The sequence below is a fragment of the Arthrobacter terrae genome (genome assembly GCF_015708085.1).
In the GTDB taxonomy this organism is placed as follows: Bacteria; Actinomycetota; Actinomycetes; order Actinomycetales; family Micrococcaceae; genus Arthrobacter_M; species Arthrobacter_M terrae.
This window is the reverse complement of sequence record NZ_JADNYM010000001.1, coordinates 49781-73780: the sequence shown is the minus strand read 5'-3', so window position 1 is coordinate 73780 and position 24000 is coordinate 49781. Positions and strand designations below refer to the sequence as shown.

The following is a 24000-nucleotide window of genomic DNA, read 5'->3' as shown; positions in this document are numbered from 1 at the left end:
TGTCATGCCGATAAAAAACAACGCTTCCTCCGCTTACCTGGTCGCAGTCCTGGGACTTGGTGCCATGGGTCTGCCCATGGCCACACGTCTGGCCAGCCAACTCACCGTCCACGGGTTCGATATTTCCGCGGATCGGCTGGCGTTGGCGGCTGCGGCGGGCATAGCGCGTTTCGAATCCGCCCGTGCGGCAGCCAGTGGTGCAGACGCCGTACTGCTGGCCGTGCGAAATGCCGACCAACTCAACGACGTACTCTTCGGCGCGGACGGTATCGCCGAGGTGCTGGATTCCGGCTCTGTCGTAATTCTCACGAGCACGGTGGGCATGGAAGCCATTCCCGCAGCGGTAGCGCGCCTGGCTGAGCATGGCATCGCTTTAGTGGATGCGCCGTTGTCAGGGGGACCTGCCCGCGCCGGAACCGGAGACCTGCTGATCGTTGTGGGGGCCGACCCGGCGGCGCTGGAGCAGGCGCGTCCGGTGCTGGGACTGCTCGCCTCGACGCTGACCATCGTGGGCGACCGGCCCGGCGACGGGCAGGCTCTGAAAACGGTCAATCAGCTGCTCTGCGGAGTGCACATTGCCGCTGCGGCGGAAGCCCTTGCACTCGCAACGGCGCTTGGATTGGACGGTGCACGGACTCTGGCAGCGCTCGAAGCCGGCGCCGCCGGTTCGTTCATGCTCTCTAACCGCGGCCCCCGCATGCTTCAGGCTTATGCAGAAGGAGGTGCCGAGGTGCTCAGCCGTCTGGACATTTTTGTCAAAGACATGGGAATAGTCGGCAAGGCCGCACGGGCCGCGGGCCTGCCGGCCCCGGTAGCGGCAGCCGCGGAGCAGCTATATCTCCTGGGCCAGGCGCAGGGACTTGGCACAGCGGACGATTCCGCCGTGATTAGGGTCGTCGCGCCCTCCGGGCCTCCGCACTGAGTCCGTGGCGCGGGCAGATACCGGTGCACCACAAGAGAACGAGCGGCGGCCCGGACGGAGCGGACCTATAGGATCTATTTATGACTGCGAGAATTGATAAACCGCGCACTGTGAACCGCCAAGTACTCGCAGATCATGTTTATCAAGAAGTCCTGGCATCCCTCATGGATGGCCGGCTGATGGCTGGAGCTGGAATCAGCATCGACGGCTTGGCCCGGGAGCTGGATGTCTCGCCGACTCCTGTCAGAGAGGCCTTGGCCCGGCTTGAGGCCACAGGAATGGTGCGTAGGGTGGCGTTGAAGGGGTACAGCGTTGCTCCGCTGTTCAGCGCGGAGGACCTGGCGCAGCTAATGGATGCCCGACTTGTCATTGAACCTGTTAATGCCTTCCGGGCCTGCGAGCGCAGAACCCCGGCGCTGAACCAGGCGTTGGCGCAGGCCATTACGGATCTGCGTACCGCACCACGGGGCGTCTCCTTCGCCGAATTCCGCGAATATTGGGAGGCCGATGAACGATTTCATCGGTTGATAGCAGAAAGCAGCGGCAACCAATTCATCCTGTCCGCCTACAATTCACTGGGCGGCCAAGTCCAGCGGTTTCGGTTCTTCAGCGGGCTGGGCGTGACCGATGCGGAATGTGCAATCGAAGAACACACGGCAATCTTCGACGCATTTACCGCAGGGGACCCCAAGCAGGCCCAACGCGCCATGGTTGCCCATATCTCCGGCGTCAAGCAGCGGGCCGTAAAGGATGTCGCGGACCACGCATAGCCTTTCCCGAGGTGGTCCATCGGCGACCTTCCCGGCGCTTCGTCGTCAGCGCGTGATAAACTGTGACTCTTGACACCTCCGCTGTCTTAGGGAATCCTATAGGAAAGAGGATTCCACCGAGGGAGAACTTATGTCCACCGAACCCACTCCGTACACAGCCGAAAATTGGCCTATATCCGCCGCGCTACTGCAGTTTTCCGGTACTGATCCGCAGGGCCGCAGCGTCAACGATGCGGATCCCGACTTCTGGCAGGCCGCATTTGCGGAGGTTGCTGAAGCCGGCTTCGCCAACACGGATCTGACCGACAGCTGGGTCCGGCCGGGGGATTTGTCCGAGGACCGTCTGGCTGAGCTCAAGCTGGCCGCGGATAATGCCGGCACCGGCCTTCCCGTTATCTCGGCCATCAGGCGCAGCGTTATCGATGCCAAAAACTGGGAAGACAATCTGGCCTACAGCCACCGCACCCTTGACGCCGCCGCCCGCCTTGGTTGCGAGGTTGTCTCCTTCGGACTCCACCAGGCGCTGACGGCCGAGCAACGCAAGCAGTTGTGGTTTTGGACTGTCGAAGGACACAAGGACCCCATCGGCGATAAGGAAGTCTGGGGAGCGGCGGTCTCGCGGCTAAAGGAGCTGGGCCGGCACGCAGCTGAGGTGGGTGTATTGATGTCCTTGGAACTGTATGAGGATACCTACCTGGGCAGCGCCGATTCGGCCGTCAACCTGGTTCAGGACATCGACCTGAGCAATGTCGGACTCAACCCGGACATTGGCAACCTGATCCGTCTGCACCGCCCCATTGAGTCCTGGCAGGACCTGGTTGCCAAGACCCTCCCGTACGCGAACTATTGGCACGTCAAGAACTACGCGCGTGATGAGGACGTGGCGCGCGGCTACTACGTTGCGGTACCAGCGCCAATGGAGAGTGGATTGATCAACTACCGGGAGGCCTTCCGCACGGCCATCTCGGTCGGTTTCCAGGGCATCATCTGCACCGAGCACTACGGCGGCGACGGACTGAGCGTATCTGCCGTCAACCAGGATTATCTGCGGTCCCGGGTCCTGCCGAAGACGGCTGATTACGTCCTCGGAACCAGCCTTGTAGCGCAACGGCGGCCACGGTCGTCCGAAGCGTCGCCGCTGGGATCCAGCTGATCCTTCCATCCACCCGACCGGATTCAACGAGGAATCAATGACTTCAATATTTGACAATCCTGCAACCTTTGCGGAGGAAGCCCTGGACGGCTTCGTCGCCGCCAACCGGCAGTACGTCGCAAGGGTCGACGGCGGCGTCGTCCGGTCCACCGAAATGTCGTCCGGCCAGGTAGCGCTCGTCATCGGCGGCGGATCGGGTCACTACCCGGCATTTGCAGGCTTGGTCGGCCCGGGCCTGGCCGCTGGTTCAGCGTGTGGAAACCTGTTCGCCTCACCTGCGGCCGGCCAGATTTACCGGGTCGTCAAAGCGGCGAATATGGGCGGGGGAGTGCTCCTGTCGTATGGAAACTACGCCGGTGACGTGCTGCACTTTGGTCAGGCCCAACAAAGGCTCAACAAAGAAGGCATCGAAACCCGGACCGTCCTGGTCACGGACGATATTGCCAGCGCACCGATCGACCAATTTCAGAACCGTCGTGGCATTGCCGGGGACCTGACCGTCTTCAAGGTCGCCGGCGCCGCTGCCGAAGCGGGGCTGAGCCTGGACGACGTCGAACGGCTGGCGGTCAAAACCAACTATCGTACGCGTTCCCTCGGTGTTGCCTTCGACGGCTGCACGCTTCCGGGCGCCGACGAACCGCTTTTTCACGTACCCAAGGGGCACATGTCGCTGGGTCTGGGTATCCACGGCGAGCCCGGGATTTCTGACCATGAGATGCCGACGGCGTCGGAGCTGGCCGAGCTGTTGGTGGAGCGGCTGCTGCAGGACAAGCCAGACGACGCCGGCACCCGCGTGGTGCCGATCCTCAACGGTCTGGGCACGGTCAAATACGACGAGCTTTTTCTGCTGTTCGGCAAGGTTGAGACGTTGCTTGTGGCCGCCGGTCTTCAGATCGTAGAGCCTGAATGCGGCGAGCTGGTGACGAGCCTGGACATGGCGGGACTCTCCCTGACGCTGCTCTGGCTCGATGACGAACTGGCAACGCACTGGTCCGCTCCCGCCGATACCCCCGCCTACAGGAAGGGAAATCTGTCTCCTCGTGCGCCCCGGGACACCACGGCGCTCATTGAGGCCACCGAAGAAGTAGAACAGGGAACTGACGAGGCAATCCGCCTCGGAGAGTACGCGGCGTCGGCCCTCGACGCCGTCGCCGCCGTCGTCGCCGAACACGAGACGTTCCTGGGAAAGCTGGATGCAATCGCCGGCGATGGAGACCATGGAATCGGGATGCGGCGCGGCGCTGACGCGGCGTCGGCGGCGGCCGCGGAAGCACGGGGTACCGGGGTGCGCAATGTATTGCTCCAAGCGGCTGAGGCATGGAGCGAAAAGGCCGGCGGCACCTCCGGTGCGCTCTGGGGCGCTGCGTTGACTGCCGCAGCGAACTCACTGGGCAACAGGGGCACCTATGGCGATCAAGACGCCGCGGATTGTGTTAACGCCTTCGTCTCGGCTGTTATCGAGCTGGGGAAAGCCGACCCGGGGGACAAGACCATGGTGGACGCGCTTCTGCCTTACGCAGAAACCTTCACTCACGAGCAAAGCGGCGGAGCGACGCTGTCCCAGGCCCTCGCGGCCGCTGCCAAGGCTGCCAAACGGGCGGCCGACAGCACCGCCGAGCTGAGCCCAAAAAAGGGACGGGCACGGCCGCTGGCTGAGAAAAGCATCGGCCACCCGGATCCTGGTGCGATCTCCTTCGGCCTCATCGCCGAGGGTGTCGCCAACACTCTGGAACCACTGCTGAAAAAAAGAGGAGCATGAGATGAGCGACGAACAGAAAACAGGATGGCGTATTGTCATAGGAAACGATTCGGCGGGGGTCGAATACAAAACGGCGCTGCGGGATCTGCTGGCCGCCGATGAGCGGGTCGCTTCCGTCGAGGACGTCGGCGTGGGCGCCAACGACGAAACGGCGTATCCCCACCTTGCCGTAGAAGCGGCGCGCAGGATCGCCTCCGGCGAAGCCGACCGAGCGCTGCTGATCTGCGGCACGGGACTTGGTGTGGCCATCTCGGCCAATAAGGTTCCGGGAATCCGTGCAGTCACTGCCCATGACAGCTACTCTGTGGAGCGCTCGGTGCTCAGCAACAACGCGCAGGTGCTGACCATGGGCCAGCGCGTGATCGGACTTGAACTGGCCAAGCGGCTCGTCTCCGAGTGGCTGGGATATCGGTTCGATCCCGCCTCGTCCTCCGCGGCAAAGGTGGACGCGATCAGCTCCTATGAGGCGGATATGTCCGATCTGCAGTCGCCGGCAGCATCGAATGAGGGGTAGAGAATGAGCAGGAATATCGCAGTCATCGGATCGGGCTACATGGGCGGAGGTATTGCCCAAGTGCTGGCCCTTGCCGGTGCCCGGGTGGCCTTGGCGGATGTCAGCGCCGAGGTGGCGGAGAAGAACTACCACCGGCTCATCGCCGAGTCGCGCGACTTTGTCAAGGACGGTCTGTTCCCGGCCGGTGCCACCGAAACGCTGGAAAAGAACCTGTGGGCCGCCAGCCTGGCCGAGGCCGTGGCAGATGCGGAATTCATCGAAGAGGCCGTTCCGGAGGTGCTGGACATCAAGCGGGACACGCTGGCACAAATCAGCGCCGCCGCCCGCCCGGACGCCATCATCGGCTCCAACACGTCCACCATTTCGATTGGGGACATGGCCACTGCCGTCACGAACCCCGGTCGCTTCCTGGGCGTACATTTTTCCAACCCGTCCCCCTTTATCCCCGGGGTGGAGATCATCCCGCATGAAGGTACGGACCCACAGACGGTCAGCGCCGCCCGCGAACTGGTGCACGAATCCGGTAAGTCCACCGCCGTGGTCAAGGACGTCACGGGATTTGTCCTGAACCGGTTGCAGTATGCCCTCTTCCACGAGGCTACGCAGCTGGTGGAGGACGGCACCGCCACCGCGGAGGACATCGACACCCTGGTGCGCACCACCTTCGGGTTCCGGCTGCCGTTCTTTGGCCCGTTTGCGATCGCTGACATGGCCGGGTTGGACGTCTACGATTTCTGCTACAAGTCGCTGCAGACCGGATTCCCGGAGCGCTTCGCCACCCCAAAGATCCTCACCGATCTGGTGTCCGAAGGAAAGCTTGGCACCAAAACCGGATCCGGCTTCCTTGATGTCCCGGCCGAGCGGATTCCCGAGCTGATTGCATACCGTAACAAGGCCTACGTACTGATGCAGAAGCTCATCGAAGAGCTTGGCCCAGCCCCCATTAAATAGCGCGCTCCAGACCAACGCCGTCCAGCGGCGGATGACCATCCGGCATAAACCGAATACCTTACGAAGGAATCACCATGGGCGAATTTCCCGCCGAACGCACCGTCATCGTTACCGGAGCCGTTTCCCCCCGCGGCATCGGACGGGCCACGGTCCATTACCTGGCTGAACAGGGTTGGAACATCGGCGTCATCGATCTCGACGACGCCGCCAGCAAAGAGCTGGCGCGCGAGTTGAGCGACAAGTACCCGATCAAGGCCGCCGGTGCCGGTGCCAACGTAGGGGACGAGGCATCCGTTCGTGCCGCCGTCGACCAGCTGGAAGCAACCCTGCCGCAGATCGTAGCGCTGGCCAACGTGGCGGGCGTCAGCTCGCCGGTGCCGTATCTGGACCTGGACGCCGCCGAATGGGACCGCGTACTGAACATCAACCTCAACGGCGTTCACTACGCCACCCGGCGCGTGGCCGAAAGCATGGTCAAGAACGGCATCGGACGGATTGTGAATATCTCCTCCGTTTCGGCCCAGCGCGGCGGAGGCACCTTCAGCAAAACCCCCTACTCTGTGGCCAAGGCCGGCGTGATCGGGCTGACGCGTTCCGTGGCCCGTGAGCTTGGCCCGTTCAACGTCACCGTAAACGCCATCTCGCCCGGTCCCATTGACACGGACATCATGGGCGGCACCCTGACTGATGAACGTAAAGACGAGATGGTCAAAGACCTCGTGGTGAACCGGGTGGGAACCACCCGCGACATCGCCGCAGCCATAGCCTTCCTGATCAGCGAAGACACCGGTTACATCACCGGTCAGACACTCAACGTCGACGGCGGACTCTACATGCATTAGGAGCGTCATGGTCTCACCACCAGAATCCGGATGGAACCGGTCGCGCTTGCTGTATCTGGCGATCGGGATCCTGATTTGTGCCTTCGGCATCTTCATGATTGTCGGCGGCCATTAACCGCTGGCATGCGGTTCAAGCACTTGTTCTTCACCACCCCTTTATGAGCTCAATGAGGAGTCTTGATGTCCACCACCACCAGTAGGGAACTCTTGGAGTCGCCGGTCCTTAAAGCGGCCATCTCCAAGGCAGCAAAGCGGCTTATGCCGATGCTCGTGATCCTTTACGTCGTATCCTTCCTTGATCGCACCAACGTCGGTTTTGCCGAGGCAGCCCTCAAGACCGATAGGGGAGTGGGTGCGGGTGCTTTTGCCCTTGGAGCCGGGATCTTCTTCATCGGTTATGCGATCTTCGAAATCCCCAGCAACCTCCTGCTGAAAAAAATAGGCGCCAAGATCTGGCTCGCCCGCATAGCTATTACCTGGGGCATTGTCTCGGCATGCTTTGCATTTGTGCAGGGGGAAACCTCGTTCATTGTCCTGCGCTTCCTGCTCGGCGTAACTGAGGCCGGTCTGTTTCCGGGCGTGATCATGTTCTTGGCCGATTGGTTCCCCAACAAGGTCCGCGTGCAAATGTTCGCGATCTTCTACCTGGCGCAGCCATTCTCGCAGATTATCGGCAATCCGCTCTCCGGCTGGCTTATCAATATTGGCGACCAGATCCCGGGCGTGCACGGTTGGCAGGTGATGTTCCTCGTCGAGGGCTCCTTGGCCGTTTTGGCAGGAATAGCGGCATTGATATTCCTTATCAACGGACCGGAAAAGGCCACGTTCCTCAGCAGAGCGGAAAAGGACGCGCTGGAGGAGATTATGGCCTTGGAGAACGTCGTCAAGGACGAGACAGGTCCACGGGGGGTATGGGCGGCCATGCGGAACGGTAAAGTCTGGTACTTCACGGTCATCTACTTCTGCCTGCAGGTCGCGGTCTATGGTGTTACTTTCTTCCTTCCGCAGCAGGTAGCCTCGCTGACGGGTCAGAAGGTTGGCCTCGCGGTCGGACTACTGGTCGGCATTCCATGGTTCTTTGGTATCTTTGCCTGCTACTTCATGGGAAAGGCTGCAACGACCATCAGACGCCGGCGCAATATGGGCGGCATCCTGTTCGCCTCCACCGGGTTATGTATTTTCGGTTCCGCATGGGCAGGAACGAATCATCAGCCCGTTTTGGGACTGATCTTCATCACGCTGGCCGTCTGCAGCTTTCTTGCCGTCGGCCCCATTACCTGGTCCTACCCCACGGCATTCCTTACCGGAACAGCGGCCGCAGCCGGTATTGGCCTGATTAACTCGCTGGGCAACCTCGGCGGATTTGTTGCTCCGATTCTGCGCACAGCGGTCAATGAGGCTGCCAAGTCTCCTACCGGGTCCGCAGGCGTCTATGCGCTGGGAGTCCTCCCGTTCCTGGCCGCCGCCATGATGTTCTACACCCGCAGGTTCAAGAACAAGGCCGATGAGCTGCTTTAGGCCAAACCTGAGGCGGCAACCCTAAGGAATCTGATGACAACGCACAAGACCACCGAAGGCGCGTTAGCGGCCACCTGCATCGGCGTGAGCACGAAGATGTATTTGGGTTATAACGCAAGCCTTCGGTGGCTTGAGCAGATTCGGCGCGTCGTTGCAGAGCGTCCGGGAATCTACCCGGGCGGTCCCGTCCGGGTCATTGTGATCCCGTCATATCCCGTACTGGAAAGCGCCGGAAAAATACTAGCGGGCAGTCCGGTCCTGCTCGGCGCGCAGAACTGCAGCTGGGGTGAGGGCGCGTTAACCGGAGAAGTTTCCGCCGCGATGCTGGCCGAGCTGGGCGTGAGCGTGGTTGAGATCGGCCACGCCGAACGCCGCTCGCTCTTTGGCGAAAGTGACGCCGTCGTCGCCCTAAAAACAAAAAAGGCCCTGGCAGCGGGGCTGGAACCGTTATTGTGCGTGGGCGAATCCGTTCGGATGACTCCTCGGGCGGCCGCCGGCCATTGCCTGGCCCAGGTACTTTCGGCTATCGGACCCACCGGCCAGCAGGAAAGCCTCGGCCGGCTCCTGCTGGGCTATGAACCAGTGTGGGCCATCGGCGCTCCGGCTCCCGCACCCGCGGAGTATGTCAACGAGGTGGGAGATAGGCTGCGGCGGCTCTTGGCGGAGCGGACCGAGGAAGTTCCCGCCATCATTTACGGCGGCAGCGCCGGGCCAGGGCTTCTGCCTGAACTGCAGTTATTGGATGGATTGTTTCTCGGCAGGTTTGCGCACGATACGAAAAACTTTGGCCTGGTTCTCGATGAAGCACTGGACCGCCGATCTCATGGACAGGCGCCTCGGTAAGCCCTGATTCTGCCGAAAAGGACCGCGTAGCTATCGAACTTTATCCGTGCATTCTGTTCGCCAAAGGAGGGCCGGGGTCCTTTCAAGGTACGAAGCGTCAGATGTAATCGACCTCATTATCAGCACGTCCCCGGTTTAGCATCAGTGACCCTTCGCGCTGACTACAAAGTTTGCAGGCACAATGGAGGCGTGACTTCCCCGCACTCACCTCAGTTCGCCGCCGACGCCAGCGTGCCCTTTGAGATGGAGACGATCGGCGCAGGTCTGGTGTTCACAGCGGCGTTAGGGGAGCTGGTCGGGGCACTTGACTCGAGGAGGGCCGCAATCGTGCAGGCACCTCCCGGTACAGGTAAGACCACGCTGGTTCCGCCGCTGTTGGCCAACATCGCCGCCGCACAGGCCGGCACCACACAGGCCAGCACCGCACAGGCCGCCGCACTGCGGGGGAACGGCCATCAGTTGCGGGTGGTCGTGACCCAGCCCCGCCGGGTCGCTGCCCGTTCCGCGGCCCGACGCCTCGCGGCCCTCGACGGCAGCGTAGTAGGGGACCGCGTGGGGTACACCGTACGTGGGGAACGCCACGTCGGCCCAGCCACCCTGATCGAGTTTGTCACTCCGGGGATACTTTTGCGTCGCCTGCTTGCGGATCCCGGGCTGGAATCCACCAGGGCGGTGGTTCTTGACGAGGTTCATGAGCGGGGCCTGGAGACGGACCTGCTGGTCGGCATGCTGGCCGAGGTGGGCCAGCTCCGGGATGACCTCATCCTCGTCGCCATGTCGGCCACCTTGGATACGACGCGCTTCGCGGCCCTGCTCGGAACGGACGACGACGGGGCGCCGGCCCCTGTGGTGAGCTGTCCGTCAGTGCTCCACCCCTTGACGACCCACTGGGCGCCGGCGTCGGTTCCCCGGCTGGATGAACGCGGAGTAACGCGGCCCTTCCAGGATCATGTAGCGGAAGTAACCATGGCGGCGCACACCGAAGCGCTGGCCGGCAACCCGGACACCGACGCTCTGGTGTTCCTCCCGGGTGCATGGGAGGTGTCCTACGTCGCCGCCCAGATCAGGGACGGTCTGCGCGGCCGGTCCAGCGCCGGCGTGGAGGTGCTGGAACTGCACGGCTCGATAACCCCGGCGGCTCAGGACCGAGCGGTCTCGGGGCGGGAGCCCGGCGGCCCCGCGAGGATCATCGTGTCTACCGCGCTCGCCGAATCGTCGTTGACCGTTCCAGGCGTCCGGCTGGTTGTCGATTCGGGGCTCTCCCGCGAAGCGCGGCGCGACTCCACGCGCGGCATGTCCGGCCTGGTGACGGTCTCCTGCTCCCAAGCGTCGGCAGAACAGCGCGCCGGACGGGCCGCCCGGCAGGGGCCTGGGAGCGTGATCCGCTGCTACGGACAGCAGGCATTTGCTGCCGCGCCGGCGCATCAAACCCCGCAGATCGCGGTGGCGGACCTGACGAGTGCGGCGCTGCTCCTGGCCTGCTGGGGAGCACCCGGGGGCCGTGGCCTGGCTCTGCCGGATGCGGCGCCCCAGAGCGCAATGGATCAGGCCGTTGAGGTGCTGCGCGAACTCGGAGCGGTCGAACCGGGCGGCCTCGCTTCGGATCTGGGCAAGATGCTGGCCAGTATCCCTGCGGATCCGCGGCTGGCCCGCGCGCTGCTGGTCGGTGCCGCCGTCGTAGGTCAACGTACTGCTGCGGAGGTGGTTGCACTGGTGTCCGGGGACCAGCGGGCTGCCGATGCTGACCTAACGCGGCAGCTGAGCATGCTGCGGTCGGGCAAGGAGCCGGCGTCCCGTCGATGGGCGGAGGATGTCCGGCGAATGGAGGCGATCGTCCGCAGAGAGCTGCCCGGGTTCGCCGCCGCAGCCGCCAGAGCCGCCGCCGCCGCCGTTATGCCAGCCGCAGCCGTTATGCCAGCCGCCGCCGCGCCCGTTACGCCGGTGACCGCTGCGAAGGCCGTTGGTACGCCGGTGACCGCCGCACCGGTGACCGCCGCGGAGTCCGTGGGGTTCGTCGTCGCCCTGGCGTTTCCGGACCGGGTGGCGCGCCGCGTCCCGGGCGCGGGGCCGCAGCGCTATCTGCTGTCCTCGGGCACGCAGGCGGGACTACCGGCCGGCAGCCCGCTATCCGGCCATGATTGGCTGGCCGTTGCCGAGGTGTCGCGGGCGCAGGGCCGTGACGCGGCCGGGACCGGTGCCGTCATCCGGTCAGCGGCACCGCTGACTGCGGATGCTGCGCAGACCGCCGCCCGGCATCTGCTTAGTGACACGGCGCAGGCACGGCTTGGCCACGGCAAGGTCACAGCGCGGCGCGAACGCCGGCTTGGGGCAATACTGCTCTCCTCCACGCCGGTGCGCCCTTCGGCGGAGGAAGGACGTGCGGCAGTGGCGCGGGCGCTGGAGAAGGACGGGCTCGGGATGATCGGCTGGTCGACGGCAGCGGAGGCCTTGCGCCGTCGCTTGGCCCTGCTGTACCGGGAACTGGGCGCCCCCTGGCCGGACGTTTCCGGGCCGGCCCTGCTGGCCCGGCTCGAGCAGTGGCTGGCGCCGGAGCTTGCGGCTCTGGCTGGCGGGGCCGCCACGAGCACTGTCGATCTGGCCGTTCCGTTGCGGCGGCTGCTGCCGTGGCCGGACGCGGCGCGGCTGGATGAACTGACGCCGGAACGGCTCACGGTGCCCAGCGGTTCGCGCGTGCGGATCGACTACCCGGACGTGTCGGACGACGGCGGCCGGCCGGTTGTGGCGGTCAAGCTGCAGGAGTGCTTTGGCTGGGCACAGACGCCGCAGCTGGTGGATGGGAGGGTGCCGGTGCTGTTCCATCTGCTCTCTCCGGCAGGTCGGCAGTTGGCTGTCACGGATGATTTGGCTTCGTTTTGGTCGGGTCCATACGCGCAGGTGCGGTCGCAGATGCGCGGGCGCTATCCGAAACATCCCTGGCCGGAGGACCCGTGGACGGCACCGGCTACGGCACGGACCAAGGGCCGACCATGACTGCCGGTCATGGCGGGGAACTGCATCCGCCGGCGTTCTGATCCCGGATGTCGTCGGACTCGGACCTTACCCAGGCCGACAATATGCGCAGCGTCGCCCGGGCGACACCAACGAAAGCACGCAGCGCTGCGGGTGTGTCGGTGCCCGCTTAGGTAGCTGGAATACCCTTGAGGAGCACTTCACCGGCTCTCACGCTCCGTCGAAACGATGACCGGGGATTCGCCCGCAGCCCGCCCGGGGCCTTCGGTATTGTTCCGGGCCGCACGCACGTTCGGTCCGTTTGCCTCCACGGTGACGCCGATTCCCGCGACGATGACCAGCACAATCCCGATGAGGGCGCTGACGCGCGGGACCTGGCCGAGGACGCTGAGCCCGATCATTACGGCGATGGCCGGCTCCAGACTCATCAGCGTCCCGAAGGCGGACGCCGGCAGCCTGCGCAGCGCGAGCAGTTCCAGGCTGAACGGGACCACGGGGAGCAGCAGAGCCAGTCCGGCACCGACGAGCAGCAGCTGCCAATTGAGGTGGCCCAGGATCGAGGGACCGACTGCGATGGTCGAGACAACGGCGGCAACAGGCATGGAGATGCCCAGCGCGTGCAGGCCGGCCACAGCATCACCGGCCCTCTGCGTCAGCACAATATATGCGGCCCAACAGGCGGCAGCGCCGAGGGCGAAAAGAATGCCCAACGGATCGGTACCTCCCTGCCACGGTTCGGTCAGAGCCACAACCCCGGCCGCGGCGACAAGTGCCCACCAGCGGGCCGTTCCGCGTCCGCGCAGGACGGCAACGTAGAGGGGGCCGAGAAACTCCAATGCGCTGGTGGTCCCGAGCGGTAACCGGACAACCGCGGCCATGAACAACATGGTCATTCCCGCCGTCGCAATTCCGAGCAGTACGCAGGTGCGCAGCACCGCAGGGCTGAACGGCGCCCGCCAAGGACGCGACACGGCGACAATTATGACGGCGGCCCACACTAAACGCAGCCATGCCACGCCCTCGGGCCCGAGCTGATCGGCTAACCCGATCGATGCGGCCAGGCCCAACTGCACGCAGCACATGGCCGCTACGGCCATCGCTGTGCCGGCACGGACGCCGTCAGAGTTGTTGCTGAACATGTACTAAGTAGACCCGGATCCGCCCGGGTATGTCCATGTGATGTTGCCCAAACAACACTGCCAGCGGTGCTGTTGGCCTGGGACTCTAACTTCTTTCGGTTTCAACGTGTGGGTGCAGGCCGGCCCGATGTGCTCCCTCCAGCGGTGTCCCTGGCCGGAGCCTGCGGTTGTTTGACGAAGAATATCAACACGGCCGAGGCGAGCAGGCAGGCAGCCATGAACACGAACGCGGCCCCTGACTTCGTGCCGCCGCCGAGCAGCCCGACGACGTAGGCACCGGCAAACCCGCCCAGCGCCCCGAAGGCATTAATTGCGCCGATTGCCGATGCTGCGGAATCCGCAGGCAGAAACTCGGGAATGAATGCGAAGTACGGTCCATACGGGGCATACATGGCCGCACCGGCGACTATGAGCAACACAAAGGACAATACGAAATTTCCGGGGCCGATCAGGTAGGACGCGAAGAACGCCACAGTCGCCACCAGCAGGAAGGGCCAGACAAACCGCTGCCGGTGCCCCAACCTGTCAGAGAAAAACGAGGCGATGATCATAAGCACAATTGCGGCGGCATAGGGTATTGCTGAGAGCAGGCCGGTCAGGCCAATCCCTTGTTGACTGGCCGACTCAATAATTGTCGGAAGCCAGAACACAAAACCGTACACCCCGACGCTCCACAAGGCGTATTGAATGGCGAGGATAATGACGTTGCGCGACGTCAGTACTTGGCGAAGTCCGAGCGGTTCCGGCAGGGCGGCCTGTTCTTCGGCAAGCTTCTTCTCGATGGACTTGCGTTCGGCCTCATCCAGCCAGTCGGCGTCGGCCGGGCGGTCAGCGGTCACCGCGCGGAAGATGAACGCCCACGCGATCGCGGGCAGTCCCTCGATGATGAACATCCACTGGTAGCTAGTGGCCGCGATAATATATCCGGAGACCACCGACATCCACAGCAACGTCACCGGGTTGCCGAGAATGAGGAACGTGTTAGTCCGCCCTCGTTCCGACGCACTGAACCAGTGCGCGAGGAACACAAGCATGGCCGGGAGAACGGCGGCCTCAACAACACCGAGCAGGAAACGGATCACCAGCAAGGCCCAGAACCATGGGACAACACCTTGCAAAGCGGCAAGAATGCCCCACAGAATCAGCGACCAGAACATCAGCGTCTTCACGCTGCGTCGTTCAGCAAATCGCGCCGCCGGGACTTGGAAAATGAAGTAACCGATGAAGAACAAGCCGCCCAGCAGACCGGTCTGGCCCGAGGTTATCCCGAGAGCATCCTGCAGTCCTCCGGCCGCTCCGATTGAATAGTTGGATCGGTCCAGGTACGCAAACGAATATGTGATGAAGGCGATCGGCACCAGCCGACGCCATCGAGCAGAAGAAAGCGCATTTGACGCGCTTGGGATGGTCATAGCGACCACACTTCCTCACGGGGACGGTTGCGACCCTTGGGTGTTGCGGTCAACGCATCTGGAAGTTTCCATGAGGGCCTTGCTTCTTTAAGCTTGCCTGCAACACCAGGACCGGGGTGGCGCATTGCGATCAAGCCTGATGTGCGCCGGCACGCAGCCGGTGGGGTAGCCAGCAGCGCAGCGCTGTCCTTTGGGCCCGCTGCACCTCGACCGGAAAGGCGGACTTCCGGATCCCCTTCGCGATCCATGCAGAGGCCCTCACCCATATGCCGTTGAGGCCGCAAAAAAGCTGTGGACCTGACGGATGTAATACCGGACGCCGCCGCTCCTTGGCGACGGCTGTCACGGATGCTTGCCGTATGGAAGAGACACACGTGCTGCTCCCTGACTTCACTGAAATAGGGGTGCTGCCAGGTCCACGGCAACAACGACTATATTTCAGTTATAGATACGGGAAATATGCTTGTCAAGATCACGTCGAGACCCAGCTGAAATGCCCGCGATATGGCGCCTTTATCTTCGGCATTCTGATCGGCCTCTGTGGCATCCGGTCTACCGCTAACGCACGGATTTGGCATTGGTTTCCGGGCTATTTTTTTGAACATCCCACCGAGCATGCCCGCCGGCGGGCTGTACCGCGGAATTCCCGGTGTGTGGTGATTGCCGGGTGCAGGAGTCGGGGCTGCGGTGTCGGGGCCGGCTTCACGCATTAGTCAGCAGGCGCCCTGCGCATGCCTGAATGCTAAACTTCCGCAGGTAGGATTCCACACTGATAGGGGGACGGCAGCAATGACGACAGCAAATCAGCTGAGCGTACCCGCGGAAAGCGGGGCGGCCTTAAAGGCCTGCATTGCGGCTGCGGGCATGCAAGGACGCTGACGGTGACGATTTTGGCTACCCGGGAAAGAGGTCTTGGGTAGCTGGCCGCCCCGCTTGTCGCCCTTGCCTTCTGCATGACCGGCTCCAAGGGAGCAACTTCCTACCATGAGGACGCATTGCTGTGGACAAAATATCTGAGAAACAAATTCGTGCCTGCTTCGTCAATGCCAGCCGCTCAGAGGCGGCGAAACTGACTCTGCCTGCGGACTTCCAAACGCTGGAATGGGACCGGCTGGATTTTCTGGGTTGGCGGGATGAGAAGATGCCCCAACGTGGGTATCTCGTCAGCCACGCTGGGGACCGGCTGGTGGGGCTCATGCTCCGCGCCCCGCAGGGCGGTAACGCCAGGAACCGCAAGGTCCTGTGCGAACTGTGCCGCGATGTCTTCTCCGAAGAGGATGTCTACCTGTGGGTAGCCAAAAGAGCCGGCCAGCCCGGCCGGGACGGAAATACCCTGGGAACGCTCATCTGCGCGCAGTTCCTCTGTTCGGCCAACGTCCGGAAGGAGCCGCCGGCCAGTGACATTGAGCCGGACCCGGCCGTCGTCGTCGACCGGCAGATCCGCGGTCTACGCGAGCGGACCGGGAAGTTCGTCGCCCGAGTGCGCGCCTAGCGGCCGCTTCAGAGCCGCTGGCCGCGAAACGCTCCCCACAGCCGCAAGGCCGTGGGGAGCGTCTGAGGTTTGTCCAGCGCCGGGATCGCAGGAGCCCGGATCCCTGGCAGGCTTGGTAGCTGGGGTGACAAGCCGGACCTTATTTCTTCTCCTCCAGCCGAAGCGCAATCCCCAAAGCAAAAAACGTCGGCGCCCAGTGCCCCACGAAGATCCCCCACCTGTCAGACTGTGCCTTGGAATGGGACGGCCGGGCCCGGCTCACCAGCCATGACGTCAGGGACAGCGCGATGGAGGCGAATCCACCTATGTAGGCATAGTCGCTCTTGATGCCGGCATCGTGAAGCTTTTCAATCATGGAATTAGCCTTTCCAAATATCAGAAACATAAGGATACTTAGCTTGACACAGTCTGTGCTGAATTTGAAGAGGCGGCGGCAATTGATGCGGTTTACCCGGCTCGATCAGCGCACTGCAACCAGCGGTGGTGTGCCATGATCGCTGGTGTGACCGGACGATTGATGCTCCTCGACACCGCTTCGCTGTATTTCCGCGCCTTCCATGGGCTGCCGGACACCATCCGGGCCCCGGACGGATCACCGGTCAACGCTATTCGTGGGCTGCTCGATATGCTCGCCCGGCTGGTTACGGATTTCGAGCCGACTGAACTGGTCGCCTGCTGGGACGATAATTGGCGCCCGCGCTGGCGGGTGGCGCTGGTACCCGAGTACAAGGCACACCGCGTGGCCAAGCTGGTTCCCAGTGGCAACGACGTGGAGCAGACACCGGACCTCCTCCTCCCGCAGATCAAGATCATCCGGGAGGTTCTCGGCGCACTCGGCATACCGATCGTTGGAGCGCAGGATTACGAGGCCGACGATGTCATTGGCACGTTGGCGGCGCGGTCCCGGCTTCCTGTCGATATTGTCACCGGCGACCGTGACCTGTTTCAGCTGGTCAACGACACATCGGGAGTTCGCGTCATTTATACCGCCCGCGGGATGAGTAAGCTCGAGCTCGTTACTGATGCAGTCGTCGTATCGAAATATGGGGTTGCACCGAGTCAGTACGCAGACTTCGCTGTCCTGCGTGGGGACCCGTCCGACGGGCTTCCTGGCGTCCCCGGGGTGGGCGAGAAGACAGCGGCCGCCCTGTTGTCGCAGTTCGGCGATCTGGCAAGGATCATCGAAGCGTCCCAAGAGCCCGCAACCGCGCTGTCAGCGTCGGTGCGAAAAAAGATCACCGCTTCCGCCGCGTATCTTCAGGTGGCGCCGCACGTCGTCGCGGTCGCCAGGGATCTCGACCTCGAAGATGTCGATGCGCGCATCCAGACGGTGAGTGCCGAACGCCGTAAGGAGCTGGAATCACTGTCCGGGAAGTGGGGTCTGGGTGGCTCGCTCGAGCGGGCTGTACGCGCACTCGGTTCAGCGGCTTGAGCCAGGGCACTGCGCTGTTCGGGCAGCGCAGGACTAGGTGACGGGTTCCGGGTGGTCGAGTACCACCCGACGGATATCCTGCATGGTTGTGGGGAATGCCGCGATCTCGATGTCTTCGGCCGTGGTTCTCAACGTTATTGTTTCAAGACCTTTGTCGGTCACGTATTTGGCCTGGCGCGGCGGTAGTTCCCGGGCCTCATTAAGGATGCCAACGACGGTGAACGTGGTGGGCCGGCCGGACGGCTCGAGCGACTCGTAGACTGCCGCCTGGAATGTTAATTGACCGCGGCTAAGGCGGGCCGTGCCTCGGTTCCACGTGCTGCTTAGCGATCCTGGGAGGGCTCTCGGGTAGCGGAGGTAAGCGAGCGTCCTGCCTTCAGTTTTGAGTCTGGCATCTGTTGTTCGCCTTTGACGCACCGAAACTGCGGCGAAGGCCGAGTACACAATCAGGTGCCGGATGGGCCCCAGAGAGCATCGGACCAGTCACGGCCGAACATCCTCGTGAGCAAAGACGCTATTACCCACAGCAGGACCAGGGGAATAACTATGTACCGGTAAGGATGCTGACGGAGGAGCTTGTTCATGAACGGCATCCTAGAATGAGAATGAAGCCTACGGTGTGAACGGTCGAGGGTTGCAGAGAAGTTGGCCGGCCAGTGTGCTGCTGAATGTCAGTGCGCGACGGCGAACTGGGCGGCGGCGGCGGCGGGCAACTCGTGGCGGCGTCGGCTCAGCAGCCGGGGAATATCCAGCGCTTGCCCGGATCGGGCACTGCGCTAATTCTGCAGACGTTGGCCTTAGAGAAAACGAGCACGGAATTCGTCGGAGAATCCGTTGTTGAAACCAGCGGGACGAAGGAATGTAGGTACACGATCTCCGTGGAAGCGTTGCGGGCAGTTGGTCCGACGCGGCAAAAAGGGGTGGTGGCCTACCGCTTTGCAGATGTTGCGTGCCTGAGCCGGCGATTGGCGGCATAATCGGAAAATGCACCGATTCACGCCGTACTCGCCGCAGGCACTAGTGAGGTTGATCGGTGCACGCTGCCTTGAACGTCCAAGCAGGCTGAGGGTGGCGATCGACGGACCGCCGGCCGGTAATCCGCGGTCTCTGGCGGACCGGACCGCGCAGTGGCTACGGGAGAACGGACGGCCAGCGGCCGTAGTGGATCTGGAAGACTTCCAGCTGCCTGCCTCCCAGCGGCTCGAGACCGGCCGTGACGATCCGGACAGCTACGAGTTTCGATGGTTCGACTACGCCGCCCTTGGGCGGGAGGTGTTGGACCCGTTGGCTCCTGAGGCGGGAGCTTCTTCCTCGTGGCTGCCGCGCCTGTACGACGTTCGAACGGATCGTGCCGTGCGTGTAGCGCGGAAACAGGCACAACCGGGATTGGTTTTGCTGGTGTCCGGGCCAATGCTGCTGGGGCGCTGGCTGGACTTCGACCTCACCGTTCTGTTGAGCATGGACGAGCCGGTACTCAAGCGCAGAACCCCAATACCCGCACAGTTCACGGTGCCGGTATTGGCGCGGTATCAGGACGAGCTTGTTCAAGTACCGGACATTCTGGTCCGCTACAACCACCCGGACCGTCCGGCTGTGGCTGTTGAGGACGAATCCTCCGAAGGTCCATAACCACAGAACCTTTTAGCTCCCCAACTACCGGCGCACCCTGGCCCGTCACCTGTGCCCTCGCTCTATCTTCGTACGGGCAACCACAGTCCGCACGGCTGGACCGACCCCTGCCGGACACCTCGGCAGAGCGGGCTGGGCTGATCAACGATCCCCCCGTCCTGATCGAGTTCAAAGTGCTCCGGGTTCGGCTCGTAAACGTTGAGGAAAATCGCGCAATCGCAGAATGCTCCCATCCTGCCGAGGCAACGTCAGTGCCGTGGCCTTAGGAGCCGTTCGATCGCGATAGAGAGTCGCCCAGCGCAGCCCGAGACAGCCAAAATTAAGCATCCTCTGTACATAGCACGCCATGCATTCACCCAGGCTGCGCATAGTCAATATCGTGGACCCGCATACGTAGTTGGTTCTCGAGTTCGGCAACTATCGAGGGTTGCTCGTCGGATGCTTCTTCCATGATGCTTCTCCTTTCCTAAGGAAGAGACTGCCGCTCGGCGAAGGCATCCGGAACCCGGTATCAACGAGATGTGGACAATCGCGGCCGAAATTTCTGCCGTGGAGGAGACCCGTTCCCGATGGCCGCACCCTTCCGTTTGGCGAACGGGGGGCGTACAGTTTCCCCAGCTGGGGACTCGCTGTTTCAACGATCCCAGGAGAACGATGATGTTTGACCAGAAATTTATCACTGCCGCAATTAACAGAAGCGCAGAAAACCCTACCGATCGGCGCAATTTCCTCAGAGCCGCCCGGTTGACCGGATTAGGTGTTGGCGCTGCGGCCCTCGTGGCGGGCACCGCCGGAATGGCCGATGCCTCCGACGCCACTACAGCTAGCACGGATGCCACAGCACCAAGCGATGCCGCGATCTTGAATTTCGCGCTGAACTTGGAATACCTGGAAGCCGAGTTCTACCTCCGGGCGACCACGGGGCAGGGTCTGCCCGATAACCTCACCGGAGGTACCGGACGGCGGGGCGGGGTGAGCGGTGGCCACACAGTGCCGTTCAAGACCCCCGCCATCCGCCAATTCGCGCAGGAAATAGCCGGCGATGAAAAGGCCCACGTTACCTTTCTGCGTTCCGCACTTGGCGGCGCGGCCGTGTCGCGGCCGGCGATCAACATCGATGACAGTTTTGCCGCCGCAGCGGTCGCCGCCGGTCTGATTAAGAAGGGTCAGAAGTTCGACGTCTACGCCAGCGAGCAGACTTTCCTGCTGGCAGCTTTTGTATTTGAGGATGTGGGAGTGACTGCATATAAGGGCGCGGCGCCGCTGATCAATAACAAGACCTACCTTGATGCGGCAGCCGGCATTCTGGCGGTGGAGGCCTATCATGCAGCCGTCATCAGGACAACGTTGTACGGGCTCGGTCTGGCGGCACCCACGGTGAACATTTCGGATCTGCGCGACACCGTCGACGGTCGGCCGGATGACGATCAGCCTATTATTCTCAACGGGGTGGCAAACCTGGTCCCCGCCGATGGCAACGGGATCGCTTTTGGACGCACCACTGCCCAAGTGCTGAACATCGTATATCTGACGGGGCATCGCGCGCGCTCGGGCGGCTTTTTCCCCAACGGTGTGAATGGCTCCATTAATGTCAGTGGGGACAACGACCGCGACGGTGATGACTAGAGGCCCCGACGTCTAAACCGGAAAATACCTGCCTATGCCTACCGCTGCGCAGCATTCCGCGCGGCGGTAGGCGCGTAGGTCCCATCCTGATCGGCCGTGTCCGCCCAAGTGCAGCTCTGTGTCGTAACCGACAGGGCGTAGTAACCAACAGGGCGTCGATCCCGACAAGTATTACTTCCTGCTATTATTTCCTGCGCCCGGTCCATAAAGAGCTCGGCTCGGCAGGGCGCCACGCGGGGGACGTGTTCCCGGATGGACTCGCCATGAACCTCGTTCATGGCTGCGGGATTATGGCCGGATAATTACGCGTAGACAGCGCCAGTGAGCACTTGTAGAGTGCCGATACCGACGTAGTCTTAGTGATGCCCCGTGGGCGGGGGGCAATGACACGACGGACAGAGCCAGTTAGCGGCCAGCAGGTCTCCTAAGGTCAGTCGCGCAGCACGAGGAGACACCGTGAAACGCAGTCTTGCTTCGGTCATTATCGGGGCCATTTTCGCCGGGGCGATCACTGGATTAGTGGCAGCAACAGGTTCGGCGGCGACGCCTTTTAGCTTTGCCGTCATCGGTGATATTCCCTATGGTTCCAGCCAGCTGAGTATGTTTCCGCAGCGGGTAGAACAGCTTAATGCCGATCCGCAGGTGCAGCTGGTGACCCATCTGGGTGATATCGGCGGGCCGCCTAACTGCTCTGATTCTTACTACGCCACCATCAAATCGGCCTTTGATGGATTTGAGGATCCTCTGCTGTACACCCCCGGTGACAACGAGTGGGCGGACTGTTCCAACGCTGCCATCGGCGCTGCGGACCCGCTGAATCGGCTGGCGGCTCTGCGCCGGGTATTCTTCCCACAACCCGGGCAGAGCCTTGGCCAAAACCCCGCCGCCGTCCTCGCGCAGCCCGGGTATCCGGAGAACGTCATGCTGGACCAGGCGGGCATCACGTTCGGCGTAGTCCATATTGTGGGGTCGGAAAATGATTTGGCGTGGTGGAAAGGCAATAGGGCGGTCACTCCGGAGCAAAAGGCGGAAGTGGACGCCCGGAACATTGCGGATATCGCCCTCATCCACAGCACATTTTCAACTGCGAAAACCAATAACAGCAGGGCCGTGGTCCTAATGACGCAGGCCGACATGTTTACCGGCTCACCCAACCGCACCGCTTTTGGGCCGTTGGTGAAAGCGCTCGCCTCGGAGGCTTCGGCGTATAACAAACCGGTGTTTTTGTTCAACGGCGATACCCACTCGTTCGCCAGTGATAAGCCTCTGACGTCGTCGACCTGGTTGTCCTACTACGGCATCTCCACTGCGGTCCCGAACCTGTCCAGATTCACGATCCAAGGCGGTCCCAACGTGGCGCAGTGGCTGAAAGTGACTGTCGTCAGTTCGGCGTCCGTACTCCAGGTTGAACAGGTCCCCTTCGGGAATCCGGTCCTGCCGGTGGCGTCCTTTACCACCACGAGCAACGCCCTGTCGGCCTCGTACAACGCCTCCGGCTCTACGGGCGCCGGTGGCGTGGCAGAATACAGCTGGACCTTCGGAGATGGAAGCTCCGGCACGGGTGTCTCGCCGTCGCACACGTACGCTGCCGCCGGCACGTATTCGGTAACCCTGACGGTGACCGATAGTCACGGTGCGACGGCATCCAAGACGGGTTCCGTCACGGTGGCCGCGGTTGCTTCCGGCCCCGGCGAGGACACCGTCGTCGTTCCTGCAAAATCGGCTTGGAGCTGGCGGTTTGATTCCAAGGCCCCGGACGCAGCGTGGAAAAACCCCGGCTATGACGCATCAGGCTGGAAATCCGGAGCCGGGGTGCTTGGGTATGGATCCGCCGGGCTTGGCACGAACATCGATGTCAGCGGGACCCCCGGTACGCGGCCGTTGGCCGGCTACTTCATCAGGAAGTTCGCCGTGGACAACGCCTCTGCCGTGACCAAACTGTCCCTGAGGACGGTAGCCGATGACGGCGTCGTCGTCTTCGTGAACGGTACGGAAGTGGGCCGAAGCAATATGCCCGCAGGTCCTGTGACGTTTAATACCTATGCTTCCTCGACCACAAATACTGCAACTGCCGCCGCAAACCCGGTGGTGATTGACGTCCCTGTGTCACTGCTGGTAACTGGGACCAATACCATCGCCGCCGAGATCCACCTGAACTACCACGGGACAGCGAACGTCAGCTTCGACCTCACGGCGACAGCCACCACTTCCGGAGGTGGGGGAGGACCGGTGACCAACAAGTCGCCCGTGGCAAAGTTCACCAGCAGTGTGTCCGGCCTTGCTGCTTCCGTTGACGGTTCAGCCTCCTCGGATCCGGATGGGTCCCTCGCCTCGTACGCCTGGGACTACGGTGACCAAACGAAGGGAACCGGGACGACGGCGGCACATACCTACGCGGCAGCGGGCACCTATTCTGTGACCCTGACGGTGACGGATAATCAGGGTGCCACCGGTGTCATGTCGGCTCCCGTAACGGTGGCTGCGCCAACAGGTCCAGTTGACGTGGTCGTGGTGCCGACGAAAGCAGCGTGGAGCTGGCGCTTCGCCCCGACCGCTCCGGATGCGGCCTGGAAGAACAGGGGCTATGACGCGTCATCGTGGAACGTGGGGTCAGGGACACTGGGCTTTGGCGCTGCCGGGCTCGGCACCAATATCGATGTCTCCGGTCCTGTCAGCACCCGGCCCCTGGCCGCCTATTTCATCGGTCAGTTCAACGTTGCGACGGCGTCAAAGGTATCAAAATTGTCACTGAAGACGATAGCCGATGACGGGGTAGTGGTCTACGTCAATGGCACGGAAGTCATCCGGAGCGGTATGCCAACGGGCCCGATCACTTTTAGGACTTACGCCACCACCGGATTCCGCACGGCGAAAGCCGCTGCCAGTCCGGTGACAGTCAACGTGCCGCTGTCCCTGCTGGTCGACGGCGTCAATACCATCGCTGTGGAGACCCATCTGAACTACCATGCAACGCCGGATTTGAGCTTTGATCTCGGTGCCGTCGCCACGGTTAACTGAGTGGTCGAAA

At 62.6% G+C, this 24000-nt stretch carries 20 protein-coding genes; 16 read left to right on the top strand and 4 right to left on the bottom strand.

Annotated elements, in window-relative coordinates; genetic code table 11:
• Nucleotides 1-4 precede the first annotated feature (4 nt).
• From IV500_RS00320 to hrpB, 10 genes are all read left to right on the top strand, one after another.
• Nucleotides 5-922 carry an NAD(P)-dependent oxidoreductase gene (locus tag IV500_RS00320; protein ID WP_196394837.1) on the top strand — a complete coding sequence of 306 codons (918 nt, stop codon included), beginning with the start codon at nt 5-7 and terminating at the stop codon, nt 920-922.
• Between the two features lie 80 nt (nt 923-1002).
• Nucleotides 1003-1692 (top strand): GntR family transcriptional regulator, encoded by a 690-nt coding sequence (locus tag IV500_RS00315; protein WP_196394836.1) that lies wholly within the window; start codon nt 1003-1005, stop codon nt 1690-1692.
• A gap of 130 nt (nt 1693-1822) precedes the next feature.
• Nucleotides 1823-2845, top strand: a complete 1023-nt coding sequence (locus IV500_RS00310; protein WP_196394835.1) for a sugar phosphate isomerase/epimerase family protein — start codon at nt 1823-1825, stop codon at nt 2843-2845.
• 37 nt (nt 2846-2882) lie between these two features.
• Nucleotides 2883-4604, top strand: a complete 1722-nt coding sequence (gene dhaL / locus IV500_RS00305) for a dihydroxyacetone kinase subunit DhaL (RefSeq protein ID WP_196394834.1) — start codon at nt 2883-2885, stop codon at nt 4602-4604.
• Nucleotide 4605: 1 nt separating this feature from the next.
• On the top strand, nt 4606-5118 hold the full coding sequence (locus tag IV500_RS00300) for a ribose-5-phosphate isomerase (protein ID WP_196394833.1): 513 nt from the start codon (nt 4606-4608) through the stop codon (nt 5116-5118).
• A gap of 3 nt (nt 5119-5121) precedes the next feature.
• Complete coding sequence (locus tag IV500_RS00295; RefSeq protein ID WP_196394832.1) at nt 5122-6069, top strand: 3-hydroxyacyl-CoA dehydrogenase family protein; 948 nt, start codon at nt 5122-5124, stop codon at nt 6067-6069.
• A gap of 74 nt (nt 6070-6143) precedes the next feature.
• Complete coding sequence (locus tag IV500_RS00290) at nt 6144-6911, top strand: SDR family NAD(P)-dependent oxidoreductase (protein ID WP_196394831.1); 768 nt, start codon at nt 6144-6146, stop codon at nt 6909-6911.
• Nucleotides 6912-7091: 180 nt separating this feature from the next.
• Entirely contained in the window at nt 7092-8429 is a 1338-nt protein-coding gene (locus tag IV500_RS00285; protein ID WP_196394830.1) for an MFS transporter, read from the top strand.
• Between the two features lie 33 nt (nt 8430-8462).
• On the top strand, nt 8463-9272 hold the full coding sequence (locus tag IV500_RS00280) for a triose-phosphate isomerase family protein (protein ID WP_196394829.1): 810 nt from the start codon (nt 8463-8465) through the stop codon (nt 9270-9272).
• 189 nt (nt 9273-9461) lie between these two features.
• Nucleotides 9462-12263 carry an ATP-dependent helicase HrpB gene (gene hrpB / locus IV500_RS00275; protein ID WP_376770172.1) on the top strand — a complete coding sequence of 934 codons (2802 nt, stop codon included), beginning with the start codon at nt 9462-9464 and terminating at the stop codon, nt 12261-12263.
• Between the two features lie 179 nt (nt 12264-12442).
• Here the strand turns inward: hrpB and IV500_RS00270 are convergent, their stop codons facing one another.
• Both IV500_RS00270 and IV500_RS00265 read right to left on the bottom strand, forming a co-directional pair.
• Entirely contained in the window at nt 12443-13381 is a 939-nt protein-coding gene (locus tag IV500_RS00270) for an EamA family transporter (RefSeq protein ID WP_230854283.1), read from the bottom strand.
• A 101-nt stretch (nt 13382-13482) separates the two neighbouring features.
• On the bottom strand, nt 13483-14793 hold the full coding sequence (locus IV500_RS00265; RefSeq protein ID WP_196394828.1) for an MFS transporter: 1311 nt from the start codon (nt 14791-14793) through the stop codon (nt 13483-13485).
• Nucleotides 14794-15793: 1000 nt separating this feature from the next.
• On the opposite strand from IV500_RS00265, the gene IV500_RS00260 reads away from it, so the two are divergent.
• The gene (locus IV500_RS00260; protein ID WP_196394827.1) at nt 15794-16285 is read left to right on the top strand and encodes an FBP domain-containing protein; all 492 of its coding nucleotides are present in this window, start codon (nt 15794-15796) and stop codon (nt 16283-16285) included.
• Nucleotides 16286-16424: 139 nt separating this feature from the next.
• Here IV500_RS00260 and IV500_RS00255 read toward each other — a convergent pair whose 3' ends face one another.
• A complete protein-coding gene (locus IV500_RS00255; protein ID WP_196394826.1) occupies nt 16425-16640 on the bottom strand; it encodes a hypothetical protein in 216 nt (71 codons plus the stop codon).
• 162 nt (nt 16641-16802) lie between these two features.
• Here IV500_RS00255 and IV500_RS00250 point away from each other — a divergent pair, with 162 nt between their 5' ends.
• Nucleotides 16803-17717, top strand: a complete 915-nt coding sequence (locus IV500_RS00250; protein WP_196394995.1) for a 5'-3' exonuclease — start codon at nt 16803-16805, stop codon at nt 17715-17717.
• A 446-nt stretch (nt 17718-18163) separates the two neighbouring features.
• Here IV500_RS00250 and IV500_RS00245 read toward each other — a convergent pair whose 3' ends face one another.
• Complete coding sequence (locus IV500_RS00245) at nt 18164-18301, bottom strand: hypothetical protein (protein WP_196394825.1); 138 nt, start codon at nt 18299-18301, stop codon at nt 18164-18166.
• Nucleotides 18302-18385: 84 nt separating this feature from the next.
• Here IV500_RS00245 and IV500_RS00240 point away from each other — a divergent pair, with 84 nt between their 5' ends.
• The 4 genes from IV500_RS00240 to IV500_RS00225 all read left to right on the top strand — a co-directional run bounded on the left by IV500_RS00240 (nt 18386) and on the right by IV500_RS00225 (nt 23990).
• Entirely contained in the window at nt 18386-18694 is a 309-nt protein-coding gene (locus IV500_RS00240) for a hypothetical protein (protein ID WP_196394824.1), read from the top strand.
• Between the two features lie 7 nt (nt 18695-18701).
• Nucleotides 18702-19346, top strand: coding sequence for a nucleoside/nucleotide kinase family protein (locus IV500_RS00235; RefSeq protein ID WP_196394823.1), 645 nt, complete (start codon nt 18702-18704; stop codon nt 19344-19346).
• A 654-nt stretch (nt 19347-20000) separates the two neighbouring features.
• The gene (locus IV500_RS00230; protein ID WP_230854282.1) at nt 20001-20972 is read left to right on the top strand and encodes a ferritin-like domain-containing protein; all 972 of its coding nucleotides are present in this window, start codon (nt 20001-20003) and stop codon (nt 20970-20972) included.
• Between the two features lie 456 nt (nt 20973-21428).
• Nucleotides 21429-23990 (top strand): PKD domain-containing protein, encoded by a 2562-nt coding sequence (locus tag IV500_RS00225; protein ID WP_196394822.1) that lies wholly within the window; start codon nt 21429-21431, stop codon nt 23988-23990.
• Nucleotides 23991-24000: the final 10 nt, after the last annotated feature.